Source organism: Shewanella sp. Isolate8 (assembly GCF_022398495.1).
Lineage (GTDB): Bacteria > Pseudomonadota > Gammaproteobacteria > Enterobacterales > Shewanellaceae > Shewanella > Shewanella aquimarina.
Genome location: NZ_JAKEVI010000004.1, coordinates 90,432 through 108,945 on the forward strand (window position 1 = coordinate 90,432; position 18,514 = coordinate 108,945).

General features: G+C 56.9%; 18 protein-coding genes. 16 read left to right on the forward strand and 2 right to left on the reverse strand.

Features of this window, described 5'->3' with window-relative positions; genetic code table 11:
• The first annotated feature begins 7 nt into the window (after positions 1–7).
• From L1D43_RS16720 to L1D43_RS16775, 12 genes are all read left to right on the forward strand, one after another.
• On the forward strand, positions 8–442 hold the full coding sequence (locus L1D43_RS16720; protein ID WP_239853375.1) for an acyl-CoA thioesterase: 435 nt from the start codon (positions 8–10) through the stop codon (positions 440–442).
• Positions 439–1,194 carry an outer membrane lipoprotein carrier protein LolA gene (locus L1D43_RS16725; RefSeq protein WP_239853376.1) on the forward strand — a complete coding sequence of 252 codons (756 nt, stop codon included), beginning with the start codon at positions 439–441 and terminating at the stop codon, positions 1,192–1,194. The genes L1D43_RS16720 and L1D43_RS16725 overlap by 4 nt, the downstream gene beginning before the upstream one ends.
• Complete coding sequence (locus L1D43_RS16730) at positions 1,191–3,713, forward strand: MMPL family transporter (protein WP_239853377.1); 2,523 nt, start codon at positions 1,191–1,193, stop codon at positions 3,711–3,713. Before L1D43_RS16725 ends, L1D43_RS16730 begins: the two co-directional genes overlap by 4 nt.
• Positions 3,710–4,984 (forward strand): NAD(P)/FAD-dependent oxidoreductase, encoded by a 1,275-nt coding sequence (locus L1D43_RS16735; RefSeq protein WP_239853378.1) that lies wholly within the window; start codon positions 3,710–3,712, stop codon positions 4,982–4,984. The genes L1D43_RS16730 and L1D43_RS16735 overlap by 4 nt, the downstream gene beginning before the upstream one ends.
• Complete coding sequence (locus tag L1D43_RS16740; RefSeq protein ID WP_239853379.1) at positions 4,975–5,547, forward strand: DUF3261 domain-containing protein; 573 nt, start codon at positions 4,975–4,977, stop codon at positions 5,545–5,547. The genes L1D43_RS16735 and L1D43_RS16740 overlap by 10 nt, the downstream gene beginning before the upstream one ends.
• A gap of 32 nt (positions 5,548–5,579) precedes the next feature.
• A complete protein-coding gene (locus L1D43_RS16745) occupies positions 5,580–6,770 on the forward strand; it encodes a beta-ketoacyl-[acyl-carrier-protein] synthase family protein (RefSeq protein ID WP_239853381.1) in 1,191 nt (396 codons plus the stop codon).
• Between the two features lie 38 nt (positions 6,771–6,808).
• Positions 6,809–7,312, forward strand: a complete 504-nt coding sequence (locus L1D43_RS16750; RefSeq protein WP_239853778.1) for a hotdog family protein — start codon at positions 6,809–6,811, stop codon at positions 7,310–7,312.
• Positions 7,309–8,034 (forward strand): 3-ketoacyl-ACP reductase FabG2, encoded by a 726-nt coding sequence (locus tag L1D43_RS16755; protein ID WP_239853382.1) that lies wholly within the window; start codon positions 7,309–7,311, stop codon positions 8,032–8,034. The genes L1D43_RS16750 and L1D43_RS16755 overlap by 4 nt, the downstream gene beginning before the upstream one ends.
• Positions 8,034–9,275 (forward strand): beta-ketoacyl-ACP synthase, encoded by a 1,242-nt coding sequence (locus L1D43_RS16760; RefSeq protein WP_239853384.1) that lies wholly within the window; start codon positions 8,034–8,036, stop codon positions 9,273–9,275. The genes L1D43_RS16755 and L1D43_RS16760 overlap by 1 nt, the downstream gene beginning before the upstream one ends.
• 121 nt (positions 9,276–9,396) lie before the next feature.
• On the forward strand, positions 9,397–9,852 hold the full coding sequence (locus tag L1D43_RS16765; protein ID WP_239853385.1) for a GNAT family N-acetyltransferase: 456 nt from the start codon (positions 9,397–9,399) through the stop codon (positions 9,850–9,852).
• A gap of 88 nt (positions 9,853–9,940) precedes the next feature.
• A complete protein-coding gene (locus L1D43_RS16770) occupies positions 9,941–10,279 on the forward strand; it encodes a rhodanese-like domain-containing protein (RefSeq protein ID WP_239853386.1) in 339 nt (112 codons plus the stop codon).
• Entirely contained in the window at positions 10,272–10,457 is a 186-nt protein-coding gene (locus L1D43_RS16775; protein WP_239853387.1) for a hypothetical protein, read from the forward strand. Before L1D43_RS16770 ends, L1D43_RS16775 begins: the two co-directional genes overlap by 8 nt.
• 98 nt (positions 10,458–10,555) lie before the next feature.
• On the opposite strand, the gene L1D43_RS16780 is transcribed toward L1D43_RS16775, so the two are convergent.
• Positions 10,556–11,149, reverse strand: a complete 594-nt coding sequence (locus L1D43_RS16780; RefSeq protein WP_041508916.1) for an FMN-dependent NADH-azoreductase — start codon at positions 11,147–11,149, stop codon at positions 10,556–10,558.
• A 304-nt stretch (positions 11,150–11,453) separates the two neighbouring features.
• Here L1D43_RS16780 and L1D43_RS16785 point away from each other — a divergent pair, with 304 nt between their 5' ends.
• The 3 genes from L1D43_RS16785 to mtr all read left to right on the forward strand — a co-directional run bounded on the left by L1D43_RS16785 (position 11,454) and on the right by mtr (position 16,720).
• On the forward strand, positions 11,454–12,827 hold the full coding sequence (locus tag L1D43_RS16785; protein ID WP_239853388.1) for a DUF4397 domain-containing protein: 1,374 nt from the start codon (positions 11,454–11,456) through the stop codon (positions 12,825–12,827).
• A gap of 213 nt (positions 12,828–13,040) precedes the next feature.
• A complete protein-coding gene (plsB, locus tag L1D43_RS16790) occupies positions 13,041–15,464 on the forward strand; it encodes a glycerol-3-phosphate 1-O-acyltransferase PlsB (RefSeq protein WP_239853389.1) in 2,424 nt (807 codons plus the stop codon).
• Positions 15,464–16,720 (forward strand): tryptophan permease, encoded by a 1,257-nt coding sequence (gene mtr, locus L1D43_RS16795; RefSeq protein WP_239853390.1) that lies wholly within the window; start codon positions 15,464–15,466, stop codon positions 16,718–16,720. Before plsB ends, mtr begins: the two co-directional genes overlap by 1 nt.
• Before the next feature lie 85 nt (positions 16,721–16,805).
• Here mtr and L1D43_RS16800 read toward each other — a convergent pair whose 3' ends face one another.
• Complete coding sequence (locus L1D43_RS16800) at positions 16,806–17,219, reverse strand: globin family protein (protein ID WP_239853397.1); 414 nt, start codon at positions 17,217–17,219, stop codon at positions 16,806–16,808.
• Between the two features lie 418 nt (positions 17,220–17,637).
• Here L1D43_RS16800 and L1D43_RS16805 point away from each other — a divergent pair, with 418 nt between their 5' ends.
• Positions 17,638–18,417 carry a VOC family protein gene (locus L1D43_RS16805; RefSeq protein ID WP_239853406.1) on the forward strand — a complete coding sequence of 260 codons (780 nt, stop codon included), beginning with the start codon at positions 17,638–17,640 and terminating at the stop codon, positions 18,415–18,417.
• The last annotated feature ends 97 nt before the right edge of the window (positions 18,418–18,514 follow it).

Here is an 18,514-nt window from a genome sequence, read left to right on the forward strand (position 1 = left end):
GCGCGAGATGAAGGCACTGCTCACCACAGAGATGGAGATGGTCATCCCCTTCCACGACGTCGACTCCATGGGGATCACCTGGCACGGTAACTATCTCAGGTATTTCGAGATAGCCCGCTGTCAGCTGCTGGACGAGATAGACTACGGCTACCGCAAGATGCAGGCCTCCGGCTATGCCTGGCCCATTATCGATCTGCAGATAAAATATGTGCAGGCCAGCACCTTCGAGCAGAAGGTCAAAGTAATAGCCAGCCTAGTGGAATGGGAAAATCGCCTCAAGATCACCTATCAGGTGCGCGACGCCGAGACTAACCAGCGCCTGACCAAGGGTTATACCGTACAGGCAGCTGTCGAGATGGACACTAAGGAACTCTGCCTGGTCACCCCGGATTGTTTCAGAGACAAGATTGCCCACCTGCTGCCAAGTGAGGCGCTGGCATGATGACCTCTTTGCTTCACCGCATCACTAGCCTTCACCGCATCGCTAAGACCGGCCTGTTTTGCCTGCTGTTTTGTCCAATGTTCTGCCTGGGCCTCGTTAGTTTCGTAACTCACGCAGAACAATCAACCGACTACGAGGCACTTTTTAAAGCACCAGCAGACAATACAACCCTATCCAAGCTGGTAACCCGCCTTGGCGGCGGTGAGTCGGCAAAAGGTGAGTTTACCCAGTCCCGCTACCTAAAGGTGCTGAAGAAGCCGCTGGTGAGCCGCGGCGAGTTCCTGTTTCAGGACAAACTGGGGATCGCCTGGCTACAGACAGCGCCCTTTCCCTCTGGCCTGGTGCTGACGCAAAACACCCTGGTGCAGATAGATGCCGATGGCAACCGTCAGGTGAGCCACGCCGATGACAATCCTCAGGCGGGTGCCATGGCGCAGATGATGCCTAACCTGATGAGCGCGCTGCTAGGCGGCGATCTCGCCCCCCTGGAGGCGCAGTTTACCCTGCACCTGATACAGCAAGCAGAGTGCTGGCAGTTAGGCTTGGAGCCGATAGACCCTCTCATCAAACAGGCGATGCCACACATAGTGCTACAGGGAAGCGAGCAGCTAGAGTCTCTCAGCCTGTTAGATAGCCGCGGCGATCTCAGCGTGATCGAATTTAACGCCCTGGCGCAACGTCCGCTGACGGCGGAGGAGCAGGCCTATTTTAAACTCGACGCCGCCCCTCGCCCCGCGACAGAGGCTAAATGATCCTCAACCTCAGCGACCGCCTGGGTCGCCTCTCTGTCAATACCCGCCTGGTTATCTGGTTGGTGCTGCTGGCCGCCATGGCGCTGCTGGCCGCCCAGGCGCTGAGCCGCGGCGCCGGGGTGCAGAGCGACATCCTGGCCATGCTCCCCAAGATCCAGGAAGATCTCCTCACCCAGAAGGCGATAGACAGAGTCGAGCAACAGCTGGCCAATCGTATCTATCTTGGCGTCGTCAGCCCAGATCAGGCCAGCGCCGTCTCCGGGGCTAAGGCTTTACTCGCCTCGCTGCAGGCCGCACCCGAGGCCTTTACCCAGGTTCAAAGCGCTGACATGCAGGGCGCACAGGCCCTCAACCGCTTCTATTTTCCCTATCGCTTTCACCTGCTTACCGCGCAGCAGAGAGCCCTGTTAGAGAGTGGACAATTAGCCAAGTTAGAGGCTAATACGCTAGCTCAACTCTACAATGCCTTCGGCTACGCCAACAGCCAGTTGCTGAGCCAGGACCCCCTGCTACTCTACCCAGAGCTGCTGAAACAGCTCTCGCCCCAGCGTCGCCTCAAGGTTGTCGACGGCATTCTGGTTGGCCAGGAAGCGACACCTGGTCCAGATGGGCAAAAGCGCAGTGTTGCCATCGTCATGGCCCAGGGAGTCGGCAGCGCCTTCAACCCTAAGGCGCAGGAACTTCAGCTCGCCCGGCTTGAAGAGTCAATAGCCCAGATGCAGCAAAATCTCGGGACAGAACAAAACGTGAACGTGCTACGCGGCGGCGCCCTGTTTCATGCCGCGGCGGCGACCAAGCAGGCGAAACAAGAGGTGTCCAGCCTGGGGCTTGCCTCGCTGATCGGCGTTATCCTGCTGGTATGGCTGGCATTTCGCTCTATCATGCCGCTCACCATCGCCGCCCTGACCATAGCCACCAGCCTGCTGTTTGCCCTGGGCGCGACCCTGTGGATCTTCACTCAAGTTCATCTGCTCACTCTGGTATTCGGCACCAGCCTGATCGGCATCGCCATCGACTACAGCTTTCACTTCTACTGTGAGCGGCTGCAGGCACAGAAAAACGATGCCAATAAAGATAGGCAGGCCGAGACCAATACCGCCACTAATACCGCGACTTCGGCCGTCACCCGGGTCTTTCCGGCGGCCAGCCTGGCGCTGCTGACCACTGTCATCGCCTACCTGGCCATAGGCTTAACGCCGTTTCCCGGCATGCAGCAGGTCGCGGTATTTTGTGCCGCCGGCCTCCTGGGCGCCTATCTGACGCTGATCTTCGCCTATCCTAAGCTTGCCAACGGCGCCATGACACCGGGCGAGCGCGCACTAAGCTTAGCGGCGCGTTACCTCAATGCCATGCAGCTCATCGCGCGGCCCATGCGCGGCATCAAGGGCGTAGTCATCGCCCTTGGTCTGCTGCTTGTGACCGTGATGGGCCTGAATAAGCTTGAGGTAAACGATGATATTCGCGCCCTGCAGCAGAGTCCATTGAGCGTCACCCAGAGTGAGGAAAGGCTGCGCCAGGTGATGAGCGGCGGCACAGATAACCAATTTATCCTGGTAAGAGCCGAGACCCCGGAGGCGCTGCTGACACGGCTTGAGGCACTTACGCCGACGCTCAACTCACTGCAACACCAGGGCGTGCTGGGTAACTCGATTAATCTGGCCCGCTACCTGCCCAGTCAGGCAAGCCAGCAAGAGGCCTATCGCCTGCAGGGGGAGATCTATCACAAGCTGCCCCAGGTGTTAGCGCGCCTGGGACTGGACGACGACTTAGCTCCAGTCCTGATGGCAAGCTTCGAGGCCAGCGCCAATGAGGTGATTACCCCAGACAATTTCTTCGCCGATAAGGCGGGCGAGCTGTTCGCGCCGCTATGGTTGGCACCCGAGTTGTCGTCCAAGTTGTCACCAGAGCTATCACTTGGGCTATCGCGTGGAACTGATACTCAAACCCAGATAAAGACACCCGATTCAGATGCCTACGGCGCTATTGTCTTATTGGGTGGCATCAAAAACCTCGGCACCTTGACCCGTGCAATCACCCCCTTAGATGGTGTCAGCCTGGTGGACAAGGTGCAGGATATCTCGGATGTGATGGCCAAGTATCGCAGCCTAACCCTGAGCCTGCTGGCGCTGGCACTCCTGGTTGCCGGACTCATCTTCTCGCTGCGCTTCGGCCTCAAGATGGCCCTATGGATCACAGCCGTGCCCGCCCTGGCGGCGCTGCTCACCCTGGCAGGACTGGGATTAGCCGGCTCGCCACTCACCCTGTTTCATGCTCTGGCACTGATCTTGGTGTTCGGTATAGGCGTCGACTACAGCCTGTTTTTCGCCGAGAGCCATAGAGGCGAAGGCGTGATGATGGCGGTATTCATGTCCGCCTGTTCGACCCTCATGGCCTTCGGTCTGCTGGCCTTCAGCCAGACACCAGCCATCCACTATTTCGGCCTGACATTACTCCTGGGGATAGGCCTCACCTTCATGCTTTCCCCCTTTATTCACACATTAACAAGGATTGATAAGTGACCCCTTTCGCGCAAAAAGCCGCTCATACGGACCATTATGATGTGATAGTGATAGGTGCGGGCCCCTCGGGCAGCGTTGCCGCCAGCCTGCTGCATCAACAGGGTAAGCGTGTCTTAGTCTTGGAGAAGCAGCACTTCCCCCGCTTCTCCATCGGCGAGAGCCTACTGCCCTGCTGCATGCAGGTGATTGCCGAGGCCGATATGCTCGATGCCGTCAATCAGGCGGGGTATCAATTCAAGAACGGTGCGGCCTTCAACGCCAATGGCCGCTCGACCTACTTCGACTTTACCGACAAGTTCACCCCTGGGCCGGGCACCACCTTTCAGGTCGAGCGTGGCGACTTCGATAAGCTACTCGCCGACACTGCCGTCAGCCAAGGGGTCGAGATCCGCTATGGCCAGCGTGTCGATGCCGTGGATCTGAGCCAACAGCCCAGGCTCACCATCAGCGACGAGCAGGGGCAAAGCTATGAGCTGAGCGCCGACTACCTGCTGGACGCCAGCGGCTTCGGTAGGGTACTCCCCAGGCTACTGGACCTTGAGCGTCCTTCTAACCTGCCCAGCCGCACCGCGATATTTACCCATATCCAGGACAATATCGACAGCGTCGACATGGGCGACTATCAGTTCGATCGCAACAAGATCCTGATCAGCGTTCACCCGGATAATCGCGACATCTGGTATTGGCTGATCCCCTTCAGCAACGGTCGCTGCTCGCTGGGTGTGGTGGGCGAGCCTCACCTGCTGGGCGAAGATGCCGATCTAGAGGCCACAAATCTCGAGACTGTATTAATGCGCCTGGTGCGGGAAGAGCCGCGCCTCAAGCAGCTGCTCAGTCGCGCCGAGATAGTACGCACACCCGCCAAGCTAGAGGGCTACTCGGCTAATGTCAGCACCCTGGCTAACGATAAATTTGCCCTGCTGGGCAACGCCGGCGAGTTTCTCGATCCCGTGTTCTCCTCAGGCGTGACTATCGCGATGCAATCAGCCTCAATTGCGGCTAAATGTGTCGTGAGACAACTCAATGGTCAGGTGGTCGACTGGCAGACAGAATATGCCCAGCCGCTGATGCGCGGCGTCGATACCTTCAGAACCTATGTGCAGGCCTGGTATGATGGTCGCTTCCAGGATGTGATCTTCTATCAGGACCCTAACCCTAAGATTAAACAGATGATCTGTTCTATCCTAGCGGGCTACGCTTGGGACGAGAGCAACCCGTTTGTCGCCGAGTCTGAGCGTCGCCTCAACATGGTGGTCGAGCTATGCCGTTAAGGGCGAGTCTCTTCATCTGCATGGCGCTCATGCTGAGTGCCTGCGCCCAAAAGCTAGACAGGCAGACCTGTATGGCCCTGGCTGAGGGAGTCGACTATTGCCTGGCCCCCCTGCCAGCATCGACGCCGGTCAGCCAGAGTCAGCTGGTGAAACTCAAGGTGAAACAGTCCAGGCATCAGCTGCTCAGCCAGCTGGATCTGACGCCAGACTCGCTTACCTTAGTAGGGCTGGCACCACTGGGCCAGCCACTGTTTACCCTCACCTATGACGGCCAGCAACTCACCAGCGAGCAGAGCGTCTTATTGGGGGAGCAATTTAAGGCCGAGTATCTCCTTGGGCTGCTGCAATTGATATACTGGCAACCGGGCGATGTAAATCGCCATTTACAGGGGGCGGCACTGACCGACCACACCTGTGATGCAGCCTATTGCAGAAGATTATATGCTAGCGATGGCGAGACCATAATGGATATCCGCTATAGCCAAGCACAGCCCTGGGCAGCCGAGGTAACGCTGGAGTTTCGCCAGGCACAACTGACGCTGAACATCCAGCCGCTAGAGTAAACAAGCGCTTAATAGCCATAAGAACGGACACTATGACAAAGATAGCTATCACCCACCTAGGATTATGTACCCCGCTGGGAGACGATCCCCACACAGTCTTGCGCCACTTGCTCGATGGCGATACCCAGGGCATGCGGTGGCGTGACGATCTGATCCCCGACAGCCGGGTATTGGTGGGCATGGTCACCACAGAGTTGCCTGAGATAGCGCCTGACCTACAGAGATTCGACTGTCGTAACAACCAGTTGCTACAGCGTGCCGCGGAGCAGATCGCCCCCACGGTAGAGGCTGCCAAGACACAATATGGTGTCGCTCGTATCGGCATCGTATTAGGCACCAGCACCTCGGGCATCGCCAGGGGCGAGAAGGCGTTGGCCTACCGCGCCGAACACGGGGTGCTGCCAGGCGATTACCTCTATTCCAAGCAGGAGCTGGGTAACAGCTGCGACTTTCTGCAGCATTATTTCGAGCTCTCAGGCCCATGCTACACGGTTTCTACCGCCTGCTCCTCCAGCGCCAAGGTATTCGCCAGCGCCAAACGCCTGCTAGAAGCCAACGTCTGCGACATGGTGATCGTCGGCGGCGCCGACAGCCTGTGTAAATTGACCCTGAACGGTTTTCACTCGCTGGAATCTGTCTCCAAGACCCACTGCCAACCCTTTAGCCGTAATCGCGATGGCATCAATATCGGCGAGGGCGCCGCGCTATTTACCCTCACCCTAGGCGAGGCCAATTGGATGTTGGCGGGCGTAGGCGAATCCAGCGATGCGCACCATATATCATCGCCCCACCCCGAGGGAGATGGCGCCGTGGTCGCCATAGAGATGGCCCTCAAGGACGCAGAGATAGCACCATCTCAGGTGGGCTACATCAACCTTCACGGTACGGCGACCATGAAAAACGATGCCATGGAGAGCCGTGCCCTGCTTAAGGTATTTGGCGACCAACTGCCGCCGGTAAGCTCTACCAAGCCGCTGACAGGCCATGCCCTCGGCGCTGCCGGTGCCCTGGAGGCGGCCTTCAGCCTGCTGCTTCTCTCGGATCTCAATCTAGATAACGGGCTGCCGCCCCAGGTGGGAGACGGCCTGTGGGATGATGACAATCCGGCGCTGCCCTTCGTATCACAGGGGCAGACTCAAGCGCTCGACTATGTGATGAGTAACTCCTTTGCCTTTGGCGGCAGCAATGCCAGCGTCATCTTCAGCAAAGGAGCCAAGGGCTAATGTCTACACCACTAACACCAGAATCTGAGTCACAGCCAATGTCACAGCTAAATACTCCCCTGGCAGAGATCCCGCTGGATGCCGTGCTGCCCCACCGCGCACCTATGATCTTGATCGACAAGCTGCTCGAGCAGGCACCAGATACCCTGCTGACCGAGGTGAACATAAGCGCAGAAAGTGCCTATTTCGATGCTGCCAGCCAGTCTGTGCCCAACTATGTGGGCATAGAATATATGGCGCAGAGCATCGCCGCCCTCGCAGGCCTGGAGGCCAGCGCCCGAGGCGAACCCATTCGTGTCGGCTTCCTGCTCGGCACGCGCAAGTTAACATTCGCGATCCCCGCCTACCGACTCGGCGAGCGTTATCAGACACGAGTCAGCCGCCTCTATCAGGAAGATAACGGTCTGGCGGTATTTGATTGTAAAATATTCCACAACAATCAACTTGTGGCTGAGGCTAATGTCAATGTATTCCAGCCTCAGGACACCCAGGCCTATATCTTAGAGAGCCAGGCGGGTAAAGAAGAAGAGAAAGCAAGATGAACAAACGTGTATTGATCACAGGTGCCAGTCGCGGCATAGGCAAGGCCATCGCCCTCAAGCTGGCCGGGGCAGGCTATGATATTGCCCTGCATTTCCACAGCAACCAGGCGGCGGCCGAAGCGACTCAGGTCGAACTCGAGGCGCTCGGCGCCAAGGTGAGCCGCCTGCAGTTCGACGTGGCCGATCGAGCCGGAGTCAAGGCTGCCATCGAGGCCGATATCGCCGAAAACGGCGCCTACTACGGCGTGGTGCTTAACGCCGGGATCACTCGGGATACCGCCTTTCCTGCCATGAGCGACGAGGAGTGGGACGGGGTGATCCACACTAACCTGGATGGCTTCTACAACGTTATCCATCCCTGCACCATGCCGATGATCCAGTCACGCCAGGGTGGTCGCATCATCACCATGGCGTCTGTCTCAGGCATCGCGGGTAACCGTGGCCAGGTCAACTACAGCGCCTCCAAGGCGGGCATCATAGGCGCCACCAAGGCCCTGAGCCTGGAGCTGGCCAAGCGTAAGATCACGGTCAACTGCATCGCCCCCGGGCTGATAGAGACAGACATGGTGGAGTCGTTCCCCCAGGAGATGGTCAAGGAGCTAGTACCTATACGCCGCATGGGCAAGGCCTCGGAGATCGCCGGCCTGGCCAACTTCCTCATGTCTGACGACGCGGCCTACATCACCCGCCAGGTGATCTCGGTAAACGGTGGCATGATCTGATGAATAACAAGACTCGACGCGTAGTGATCACCGGCGCCGGCGGCGTCACCGCCCTGGGCCACGACTGGCCAAGCATCGCCCAGCGCCTGCAGACGATGCAAAACTGTGTGCAGCGCATAGACGAGTGGGACAGGTTCGACGGTCTCAACACCCGCCTGGCCGCGCCGGTCACAGATTTTGAAAAACCGGCCCACTATTCACGCAAGAAGATACGCTCCATGGGGCGCGTCTCCGTCATGGCGGCCTGGGCCAGCGAGAAGGCCCTGATGGATGCCGGCCTGCTAAACGATCCCCTGGTGACTTCCGGCGCCATGGGCATCGCCTACGGCTCCTCAACAGGGAGTACAGACCCCATCATCGCCTTCGGCGACATGCTCAAAGAGGGCGACATGTCAGGGGTCACGGCCACCAGCTATATCCGCATGATGGCCCATACCACTGCGGTCAACGTCGGTGTCTTCTTCGGCCTCAAGGGTCGGGTGCACACCACCAGCAGCGCCTGCACCTCGGGCAGTCAGGGCATAGGCTACGCCTATGAGGCGATCAAATATGGTCAGCAGGATCTCATGTTGGCCGGCGGCGCCGAGGAGCTCTGCCCCACCGAGGCCGTGGTATTCGATACCCTGTTTGCCACCAGCACCAAGAATGATACGCCAAGCGAGACGCCGAGCCCCTTCGATCGCGACAGAGACGGCCTGGTGATCGGCGAAGGCGCCTGCACACTGGTGCTGGAAGAGCTGGAACACGCCAAGGCGCGCGGCGCCAAGATCTACGCCGAGCTGGTCGGCTTCGGCACTAATTCCGATGGTCTGCATGTCACTCAGCCTAACGCCGAGACCATGGAGGTGGCGATCCGCCTAGCCCTAAAGGATGCCGGTCTAGACGCCGACAAGATAGGCTATGTCAATGCCCATGGCACTGCCACGGATCGCGGCGACATCGCCGAGACCCTAGCCACTCAGGCGGTCTTTGGCGAGCGCATGCCCATCTCCTCCCTCAAGAGCTACACAGGCCATACCCTGGGCGCATGCGGGGCTTTAGAGGCCTGGGTCAGCATTGAGATGATGAATGCCGGCTGGTTTGCCCCCACCCTCAACCTTAAGAATGTCGATCCTGCCTGTGGTCAACTGGACTACATCAAGGATGAGGTTCGCCAGCTCGACACAGACTACGTGATGAGCAACAACTTCGCCTTTGGCGGCATCAACACCTCACTGATCTTCAAGCGCTGGCACGACTAAGGCCCCCAAACCTGAGCGCCGCGAAATGACCGCCACTTGGCAATCCCCCCATGGCGGTCAACATCTGCTGGCACAGGCTTTGCTTAGGCTCTGAGTCCTTAATTAGAAGATGGAGCTTAAGATGCAATTTGTGCTCGGTGTCGTCAGCCACGCCAGCGTCGTCAAGATGCTAGAACAACACCTGGAAGACATGTATGCCACCTCGCCACCTGAGAGTGTACACGCCTTAGATTTAAGCGAATTAAAACAAGACGATATTAGATTTTGGACCCTATGGGAGGCCGACCGACTCTGCGGCTGCGGCGCCATCAAGCGCCTCTCGCCAGAGCATGGCGAACTCAAGTCGATGCGGGTCGCCAACTACTATCGCCAACGTGGCATAGGCGAGCGGATCTTGCACCATCTTCAGGCAGATGCCGCCCAAAATGGGATGACGCGCCTTAGCCTGGAAACCGGCAGCATGAGCTTCTTTCTCCCGGCCCGGCGCCTGTATCAGAAGTTTGGCTTCATGGAGTGCGCCCCCTTCGGTCACTATCAGGAGGATCCCAACAGCGTCTTCATGACCAAGCACCTCTAGCATAAGTCCGACTTGCACTTACAGTTCAATTAGAATAATCTTATTGAAGTAAATCTTATAGACTCGATTCTAATTGTAGGGGCAAACCATGTTTCAATCACTCTTAGCCAAGCTCTCTGGCAGCCATCCTGCCGAGCAATGCTGGCAACTGATCGAACAGGGCGTACAGGTCATCGATGTGCGCTCTCCCCAAGAATATGCCGGTGGTCACCTGCCAAATGCGCTCAACGTGCCGCTGGATCAACTGGCCCAGTGGCTGACTCAACACAGCGATAAACAGACACCTTTCGTACTCTACTGCGGTGCGGGGATCCGTGCCCAGAAAGGCTGCGACATCCTCAGAGCCAATGGGTTCAATTGCGCCATCAATGGCGGCTCCCTCAAAGATCTGCTCTGTTATCAGCCACAAGGCGTCGCCAATGGCTAACACCAAAACTCGACCTGAAACCGAGCAGCCTATTCTTCAGGCCAAACACTCGGCTCTAGAAACGCCCAGGCCCAGGTACAGCTTTAGCGCCAATCGTACTCAAGGACGCCACAGGGTTCGCTATGTGGAAACAAGTCAGCAGAGTGACGAGTGCACCCTGTGCGAGTTGGCGCAATAGTCGTTAGCAGGTAAAAAAAGGCGCTCACCGATGTGAGCGCCTCAACCTAGAGATGGTTTAAATGTGGTCGACAATGAAAACTGTTAACAGGCAGTACCTTAAGCTACCAGCTGCTCTATGCTCTGCTTGGCCTCACTGATCCCCTGCTCATTCGCCTCGGGACCCATGTTGAGGGCTTCGCCATAAACGGTTTCTACCTCATCGATACCGATGAAACCAAGCACTGTCTTGAGGTAAGGCACCACGTGATCGCTCGCGCCATTCTTGTGCACGCCGCCACGAGTGGTCACCAAGACCGCGCGCTTGCCTTCTACCAGGCCTTTAGGGCCGTTCTCTGTGTAGGTGAAGGTCACGCCAGCACGGGCGACCAGATCGATCCAGTTTTTCAGCTGAGTTGGGATGCTGAAGTTATACATAGGGGCGGCGATAACCAGTGTGTCATGGGCCTTCAACTCGGCCACCAACTCGTCTGACAGGGCCAGCACCTCTTGTTGACGCGCCGTCAGCTCGTCACCACCACGTAGCCCCATGGCGATCTCACCATCGAGTACCGGCAGTGGCTGCGCCGCCAGATCCCTGACCGTTACCTCGGCGCCCTGACCCTGCCAGTGTTGCTGCAGGTGGTCGATCAGCTTAGCCGATTGTGAGTAGTCCCCTAAGATGCTTGATTTCAATACCAGTACTTTTGCCATAATCTGCTCCAATTCAAATCTCTGTTACAACCAATTGAAGCCAGTTTATCCGGCATTTAAACGAAAGATAAGCGCATAAAATACGCAAAAACGTTCTGAATAAACGAAAGGTGTGGGCTTAAAAAGTGCTAGCCCTCGGCTAAGATAGCGATCGCCCCAGGCGACAGGAAATATAATCCACTGATTAATAAAGGATTGCCATCAGATTCAAAGAGCAAGTCTCTCGTATTAGGCTGTCGTTATGATCCCTTGGGCTTCTCTGTTCGTAACGCAATGGAACTCAACCCTCGTTAAGGAGAAGCTGATGAATAAGATCTATCCGGCGCTCATGCTAGGCGCCATGCTGGGTATCACAGCCTGTGACAGTGATGATTCAGATGAGGTAATCAACATGGCGCCCGCGCCTGTCGCCGAAGCCCATGTTCGTGTCATTCACGCTGGCATCGACGCCCCCAAGGTCAACGTGATGACCAACGATACCCAGCTCCTGGCTGATGTCGACTACGGCATATCGAGTGGTTTCTTAACCGTCACAGCTGGCCTGTATGACATAGATGTCGATGCGCAAATAGCCGACGGTTCTTTACTCGAAGTACTCAGCGCCGACCTAGATCTATCCGCCGACATGGAATATACGGCCGTCGCCCTTGGTAGGGTTAGCGACGATACATTGCAACTTAAGCTCGTGGCCAATGCCAGTGCAGATATCGCCGCAGGTTATGCCCGCGTTCAGGTGTTGCACGGTGCATCTGACGTAGGCCTGGTCGATGTGTATGTCACCGCACCCGGCGCTGATATCAGCAATACTGCACCCACACTCTCGGCTAACTACCTAGATGCCAGCACCCAGCTGGAAGTCCCCGCCAGTGACTATCAGATCCGTATCACAGCATCGGGACAGAAGACTCCCGTCTTCGACTCGGGCACTGTGCCCCTGATGGCCGATACTGACTATTTCATCACCGCAATTGCCAATGCCTGGAGCGGGGACGCTCCCGTTGCCTTGTTGGTGGCCCTGGCTGACCAGCAGGCACTGCTGCTCGATAAGATGAGTGGCAGCGATGTGCGGGTGATTCATGCGGTCGCAGACGCACCTGCGGTCGATCTCTTTCTCGATGGTGCCAATACGCCGGCTGTCGACATGCTGAGTTTTGCCGCGGTGACCGACTATCTTAATGTCGCCGATGGCGCCCACACGGTAACCGTCGCAGCCGATGCGGATAATAGCGTGGTGGTTATCGATGAGGCCGCCCTTAGCCTGGATCAGGGACAGAGTTACAGCGTCTTGGCAATAGGCTCCCTGGCCGACATGGATATCAAGCCTTGGGTGATCATGGAAGATAGTCGCCGCGTCGCGACCGAGGCTAAGCTCAACATTGCCCATGCCAGTTATTCCGCCGGTAATGTGGATATTTATCTCACCCAGGATACCGATATCTCGTCCGCTCCCCCCGTCTTGAGCGATGTTCCTTTCATGGCGGCATCGGGCAGCTTGTCGGTGGCCCCAGGAAACTATGTCGTCAGTGTTACCCCAACCGGGAGCAAGACGGTTGCCATAGGTCCACTCGATATTAATCTCGCCGCAGGTGGCATCTATGGCGTGGCCGCCGTCGATGCAGTGGGCGGCAGCACTCCACTTGGCGTGATCCTCACGGATGATTTTGTCACCGCTATGTAGTCTAGCGATTCGCTTCTCGCGACTAAGACTAAGACCAATACTATTACCAAGACCAAGCCGAGCGCCCTTTTTAGGGCGCTTCTTACGGCTTATCCGCACCAGCTAGATCGCCTCTGCCGCTGATGTCGCATCCAAGCAGACAAATTAGGGATTCATCTTCCTTTTCTGGTATTCTATGACGTTATTAAACATGACTCCTATGCATAAAGAATAATGTCCAAACAAGACTCTCTTTGGTTTAAATCCTTACGTTGGATCCAGAAGAAACTCGTGCACACCATAGTAGTGCCTCAGGATCCCTTTGCCGATCTCAACCTGGATTCAGACAGACCCCTGGTCTATGTGATGAAGACAGAATCGATCAGTGACATCGCCGCCCTAAGCGAGGTGACTGAGCGACTCGGCCTGCCCAGCCCCTATCAAAGCCTGGATGTCGAGGGCGAATCTGCCCCGCGAGTGGTCTGCGTCGAAGGCGCCAAGCCCTTGTTTGGCCAGCGCGAAGGCAACGAGTTTTACCTCGACAGCTTCTCGCGCCTGCTGAGCGCCCACAAGAAACATCCTGAGCTGGATATTCAGCTGGTGCCCGTCAGCCTCTACTGGGGGCGCACCCCGGGCAAGGAAGATGACACCATGAAGGCCGCGGTGCTGGAGCGAGAGAACCCCACCTGGCTGCGAAAGTGTCTGATGATCCTCTTCCTCGGCCGTCACAACTTTGTGCAGTTTTCCAATGCCATGTCGCTGCGCTACATGGCCGACGAACATGGCACCGACAAGCGCATCGCCCAAAAGCTGGCGCGCGTGGCCAGGGTGCACTTCAGCCGTCAACGCAAGGTGATGACAGGGCCGGTATTGCCTAACCGCCAGAACCTGTTCCACGCCCTGCTGAAATCCGAGTCGATGAAGAAGGCGATTCTGGAAGAGGCTCAGAGCAAGAAGATCTCCGAGGCCAAGGCCCGCGAGACCGCCATGGAATACTTAGACGAGATCGCCGCCGACTACTCAGACAGCCTGGTGCGTATCGCCGAGCGTTTCCTCACCTGGCTGTGGAACAAGCTCTACAAGGGGATCAACATCAAGGGCGCCGAGCAGATCCGTCAGCTACACCACGACGGCCACGAGATCGTTTACGTGCCTTGTCATCGTAGCCACATGGACTACCTGCTGCTCTCTTACATCCTCTACTATCAGGGCATGGTACCGCCGCATATTGCCGCCGGTATCAACCTCAACTTCTGGCCCGCCGGTCCCATGTTCCGCCGCGGTGGCGCCTTCTTTATTCGTCGCAGTTTCCGCGGCAACAAGCTCTATACCGCGGTATTCCGTGAGTACCTGGATCAGCTCTTTGCCAAGGGCTATTCGGTCGAGTACTTCACCGAGGGCGGCCGTTCCCGCACGGGTCGCCTGCTGGCACCTAAGACAGGGATGATCGCCATGACGCTGAACAGCGTGCTGCGTGGCGTCGAGCGCCCGGTCACCCTGGTGCCCGTCTACCTGGGATACGACCATGTGATGGAGGTGGCCACCTACCACAAGGAGCTGAGCGGTAAGAAGAAACAGAAAGAGTCTGTCTGGCAGGTGTTTGGTGCCATTCGCAAGCTGGGCAACTTCGGCCAGGGCTATGTTAACTTCGGCGAGCCGATAACCCTGCATACCTACCTCAACGAGCAGGTGCCAGAATGGCGCGAGGAGCTGGCCCTGGATCCCGAGCAGAAGCCAAGCTGGCTGACCCCTGTGGTCAACACCCTGGCCAATCGCGTCATGACCCGCATCAACGATGCCGCCGCCGTCAGCTCGATCACCCTGACCAGCCTAGTGCTGCTTGCCTCTGAGCAGAATGCCCTGCAGCGTAGCCAGCTGGAGAAGCAGCTGGATCTCTACCTGTCGCTGCTCAAGAGCGTGCCCTACACAGGCTACACCTCTGTGGTCGAAGGCGACGGCGCCAAGCTGATCACCCAGGGTCTGGAGCTGAAGAAGCTCAAGCTGGACAGCGACCCGCTGGGTGACATCATCTCCATCGATGAAGACCTGGCGGTTGCCATGACCTACTATCGCAACAACATCATCCACCTGTTGGTGATCCCATCCTTGATCGCCAGCTGCCTGACGCAGCAGGACCACTGCACCAGAGAAGAGATCATCGCCACGGTGAAAGATTTCTACCCGCTGCTACAGGCCGAGCTATTTATGGGGATCGATAACCTCGAGACCTATGTAAATCAGCTACTGGATCAGCTGCTGGCCGAAGGCTTAATCAACGAAGATAAGCATTTCAGCGTCAAGTCAGACGGTCTCAACCAGCTGTTGCTGCTGGCCGGCACCATCAGCGAGACCATGCAGCGCTACGCCATCATCTTCAACCTGCTGGCGGCTTCGCCTAAGATTGAGCGTTCGGAACTGGAGAGCGACAGCCATCAGCTGGCTCAGCGTCTCGGGGCACTGCACGGCATCACGGCACCAGAGTTCTACGACAAGAAGCTCTACGGCACCCTGAGCGTCAAGCTCAAGGAGCTGGGCTACCTGGCCGATGACAGCCACGGCGAGGATGTTCAGCGTATCCGCAGCCGGGCCAACAGCCTGTTGCGTACCTCGGTCAGACAAACCATAGTCGACAGCGTCGCCGCGGAGCATCAAGCCTAATGGCCAATCATATGAACGCGGCCAAGCATAAGGTCTCGGATAAGTCGCTGCTGGGCGGCGCCATGATCATCGCCGGTACGGCCGTAGGCGCGGGCATGTTCTCGCTGCCTGTGGTCGGCGCCGGAATGTGGTTTAGCTATTCACTGCTCATGATGCTGGGCGTCTGGTTCTGCATGCTGGTCTCAGGCCTGCTGCTACTGGAAACTAACCTGCACTACGAGCCCGGCGCCAGCTTCGATACCCTCACCCGGGATACCCTGGGTAACTTCTGGCGTATCGTCAATGGCCTCTCAATCGCCTTCGTGCTCTATATTCTGGCCTATGCCTATATCAGTGGCGGCGGCTCTATCGTCAACCACAGCCTGAGCAGCCTAGGTGTCGAGCTGCCCCAGAGTCTCGCAGGTCTGGTATTTGCGGTGGGTCTGGCGATCATCGTCTTCATCAGCACCAAGGCGGTGGATCGCATCACCACCATAATGCTGGGGGGAATGATCATCACCTTCTTCCTCGCCATTGGGAATCTGCTTATCGAGGTGGAGCCCGCCAAGCTGTTTGTGCCCGACGGTGAAGCCAGCTATCTGCCCTATATGCTGGCCGCCATCCCTTTCGGTCTGGTGAGTTTCGGCTATCACGGCAACGTCCCCAGCCTGGTGAAATACTATGGCAAGGACCCAGGCACTATCGTCAAGGCGATCACCCTGGGCACCCTCATCGCCTTTGTGATCTATCTGTGCTGGCTGGTCGCGACCATGGGCAACATCAGCCGCAGCGGCTTCGTCGAGGTGATTGCTCAGGGCGGTAACATGGGCGTGTTGGTGGCAGCGCTGTCGGATGTGATGGCCAGCGACTGGTTAACGACTATGCTGACCCTGTTTGCCAACCTGGCGGTAGCCTCCTCCTTCCTGGGGGTAACCCTGGGGCTGTTCGACTATCTCGCCGACCTATTTGGCTTCGATGAGTCCCGCAGCGGCCGCCTCAAGACGGCGGCGGTAACCTTTTTGCCGCCGACGCTATTAGGCCTGCTGTTCCCTAATGGTTTTTTGATCGCCATCGGCTTTGCCGCGCTTGCCGCCACGATTTGGGCCGCCATAGTCCCGGCCCTGATGGCCTATCGCGCTAGGCAGATGTTCCCTGACAGCCAGAGTTTCAGGGTGCCTGGCGGCACTGTGGTTATCGCCATAGTGATCTTCTACGGCCTGCTCACTGCGGCCTGCCACCTGTTGGCCATGGCCGAGCTGCTGCCGGTATACGGTTAGCCCAGATGCCCTGTACAAGTCCCAAAAAAGGCGCTCATTTAGCGCCTTTTTTATTGATATATACCTTTACGCTAGCCGTGCTAATTTATCGCTCCAGAGCCGGCTTCATGGTATCTGCCACAAGATGGATCACCGCCACCCAGGCCTCACGTACCTCCCGGGTGTAGGCCTCGCCCAGTCCCGTCTTCAACGTGTAGAGCAGGGCATTGCCCACGGGGGTAAAGTGAGACTGTCTGACGCCATAGGCTTGGTGCCTTCGCGCCAGCTCATGTAGCTGAGGCACCAAGGCATCGAGATCTTTAAGCCCCTCCACCGCCGCCTTCAACATGGCCATCAGCTTACGCCCCTGAGACCGAATGTCCTGCTTAAACAGGGGCCGCAGACTTGGGTCTATCTGAAACAGGGCGTCGTAGAAAATCGCCGATGCCTGCTCGCTGAGCGGCTCAACCTGTTTAAATGAGGTTTGTACAAGATCTATCTGGGTGGACGTCAGGCTCATCGAAGCTCCCTCTTCTTAATCACTATCTCTTCTTAATCACTATCTCTTCTTAATAGCTAACTCTTCTAAATAGCTATCTGTTCTCAATAACTATCTCTTCTCAATAACTAACTCTTCTCAATAACTAACTCTTCTCAATAACTAACTCTTCTCAATAACTAACTCTTCTCAATAACTAACTCTTCTCAATAACTAACTCTTCTCAATAACTAACTCTTCTCAATAACTCTCCCCACAGCATAGACATAAATGGCAAAACAGGCTTAACTAAATTGATATCAAGACATATTTTTCATTAGGGAAGCTTGCGAAGAACTAGGGCCATTCGCTGCAAACTGTGCCTTGCATCTATCCACTTTAAGCACACGCAGTGCAAGCACGGGACTTATTCGCACCTTCCTTAGCAAAGGACTCAAAGATGAAGATTACTAGCTATCAACATGGCGACCCCTGCTGGATCGAACTGGCCAGTCACGAGGCAGCCTCGGGTAAACATTTCTACAGCGCGCTGTTTGACTGGCAGCTCAAGGATATGCCGATCCCCGACGGCGTCTATACCATGTTTGCCATCGAGGATGATGACATAGGGGCCATGTACCAGCTGCCGCAAAATATGATCGAAGACAAGGTGCCGACCCATTGGAGCATCTATTTCGCCGTCGACGATCTCGACGCCAGCCTAGAGGCCGTTAAGGCAAACGGTGGCCAGGTGATCCTCGGGCCCCACAGCGTAGGCGATGCGGGCAAGATGGCCCAATGCCGGGATCCCGAAGGCGCCAGCTTTTCTCTCTGGCAGGCGGGTGCGCATATTGGATCCATGCGTATGGGCGAGCCTAATACCCTCTGCTGGGCCGAACTCTGCTGTCGCGATGTCAATATGGCACAGGCCTTCTACACCCAGGTGATGGGCTGGCAGGTGCGCGAGTCTCAGATGGAAAACTTCACCTATTATGAGTGGTTACAGGGCGATCGCGCCGTCGGCGGCATGATGGCCATGACTGAGGAGTGGGGCGATACACCGCCACACTGGATGCCCTATATCATGGTAGACAACTGCGATGCCACGGTCGCTAAGGCCACGGAGATAGGCGGCCAGGTATGCGTGCCGCCGACGGATATCCCCGAGGTGGGACGCTTCTCTGTGATTAACGATCCCCAAGGTGGCACACTGTCAGTCATAAGACTCAACATGACCTAATTCTCTAGTAGTAAAGCGCTAATCTTGAGTTGGGATGGGGATCAGGCATTGTTTTAACTCTTTGTTTTGGTTAGCTTCTAAACATTGCGAATGTATT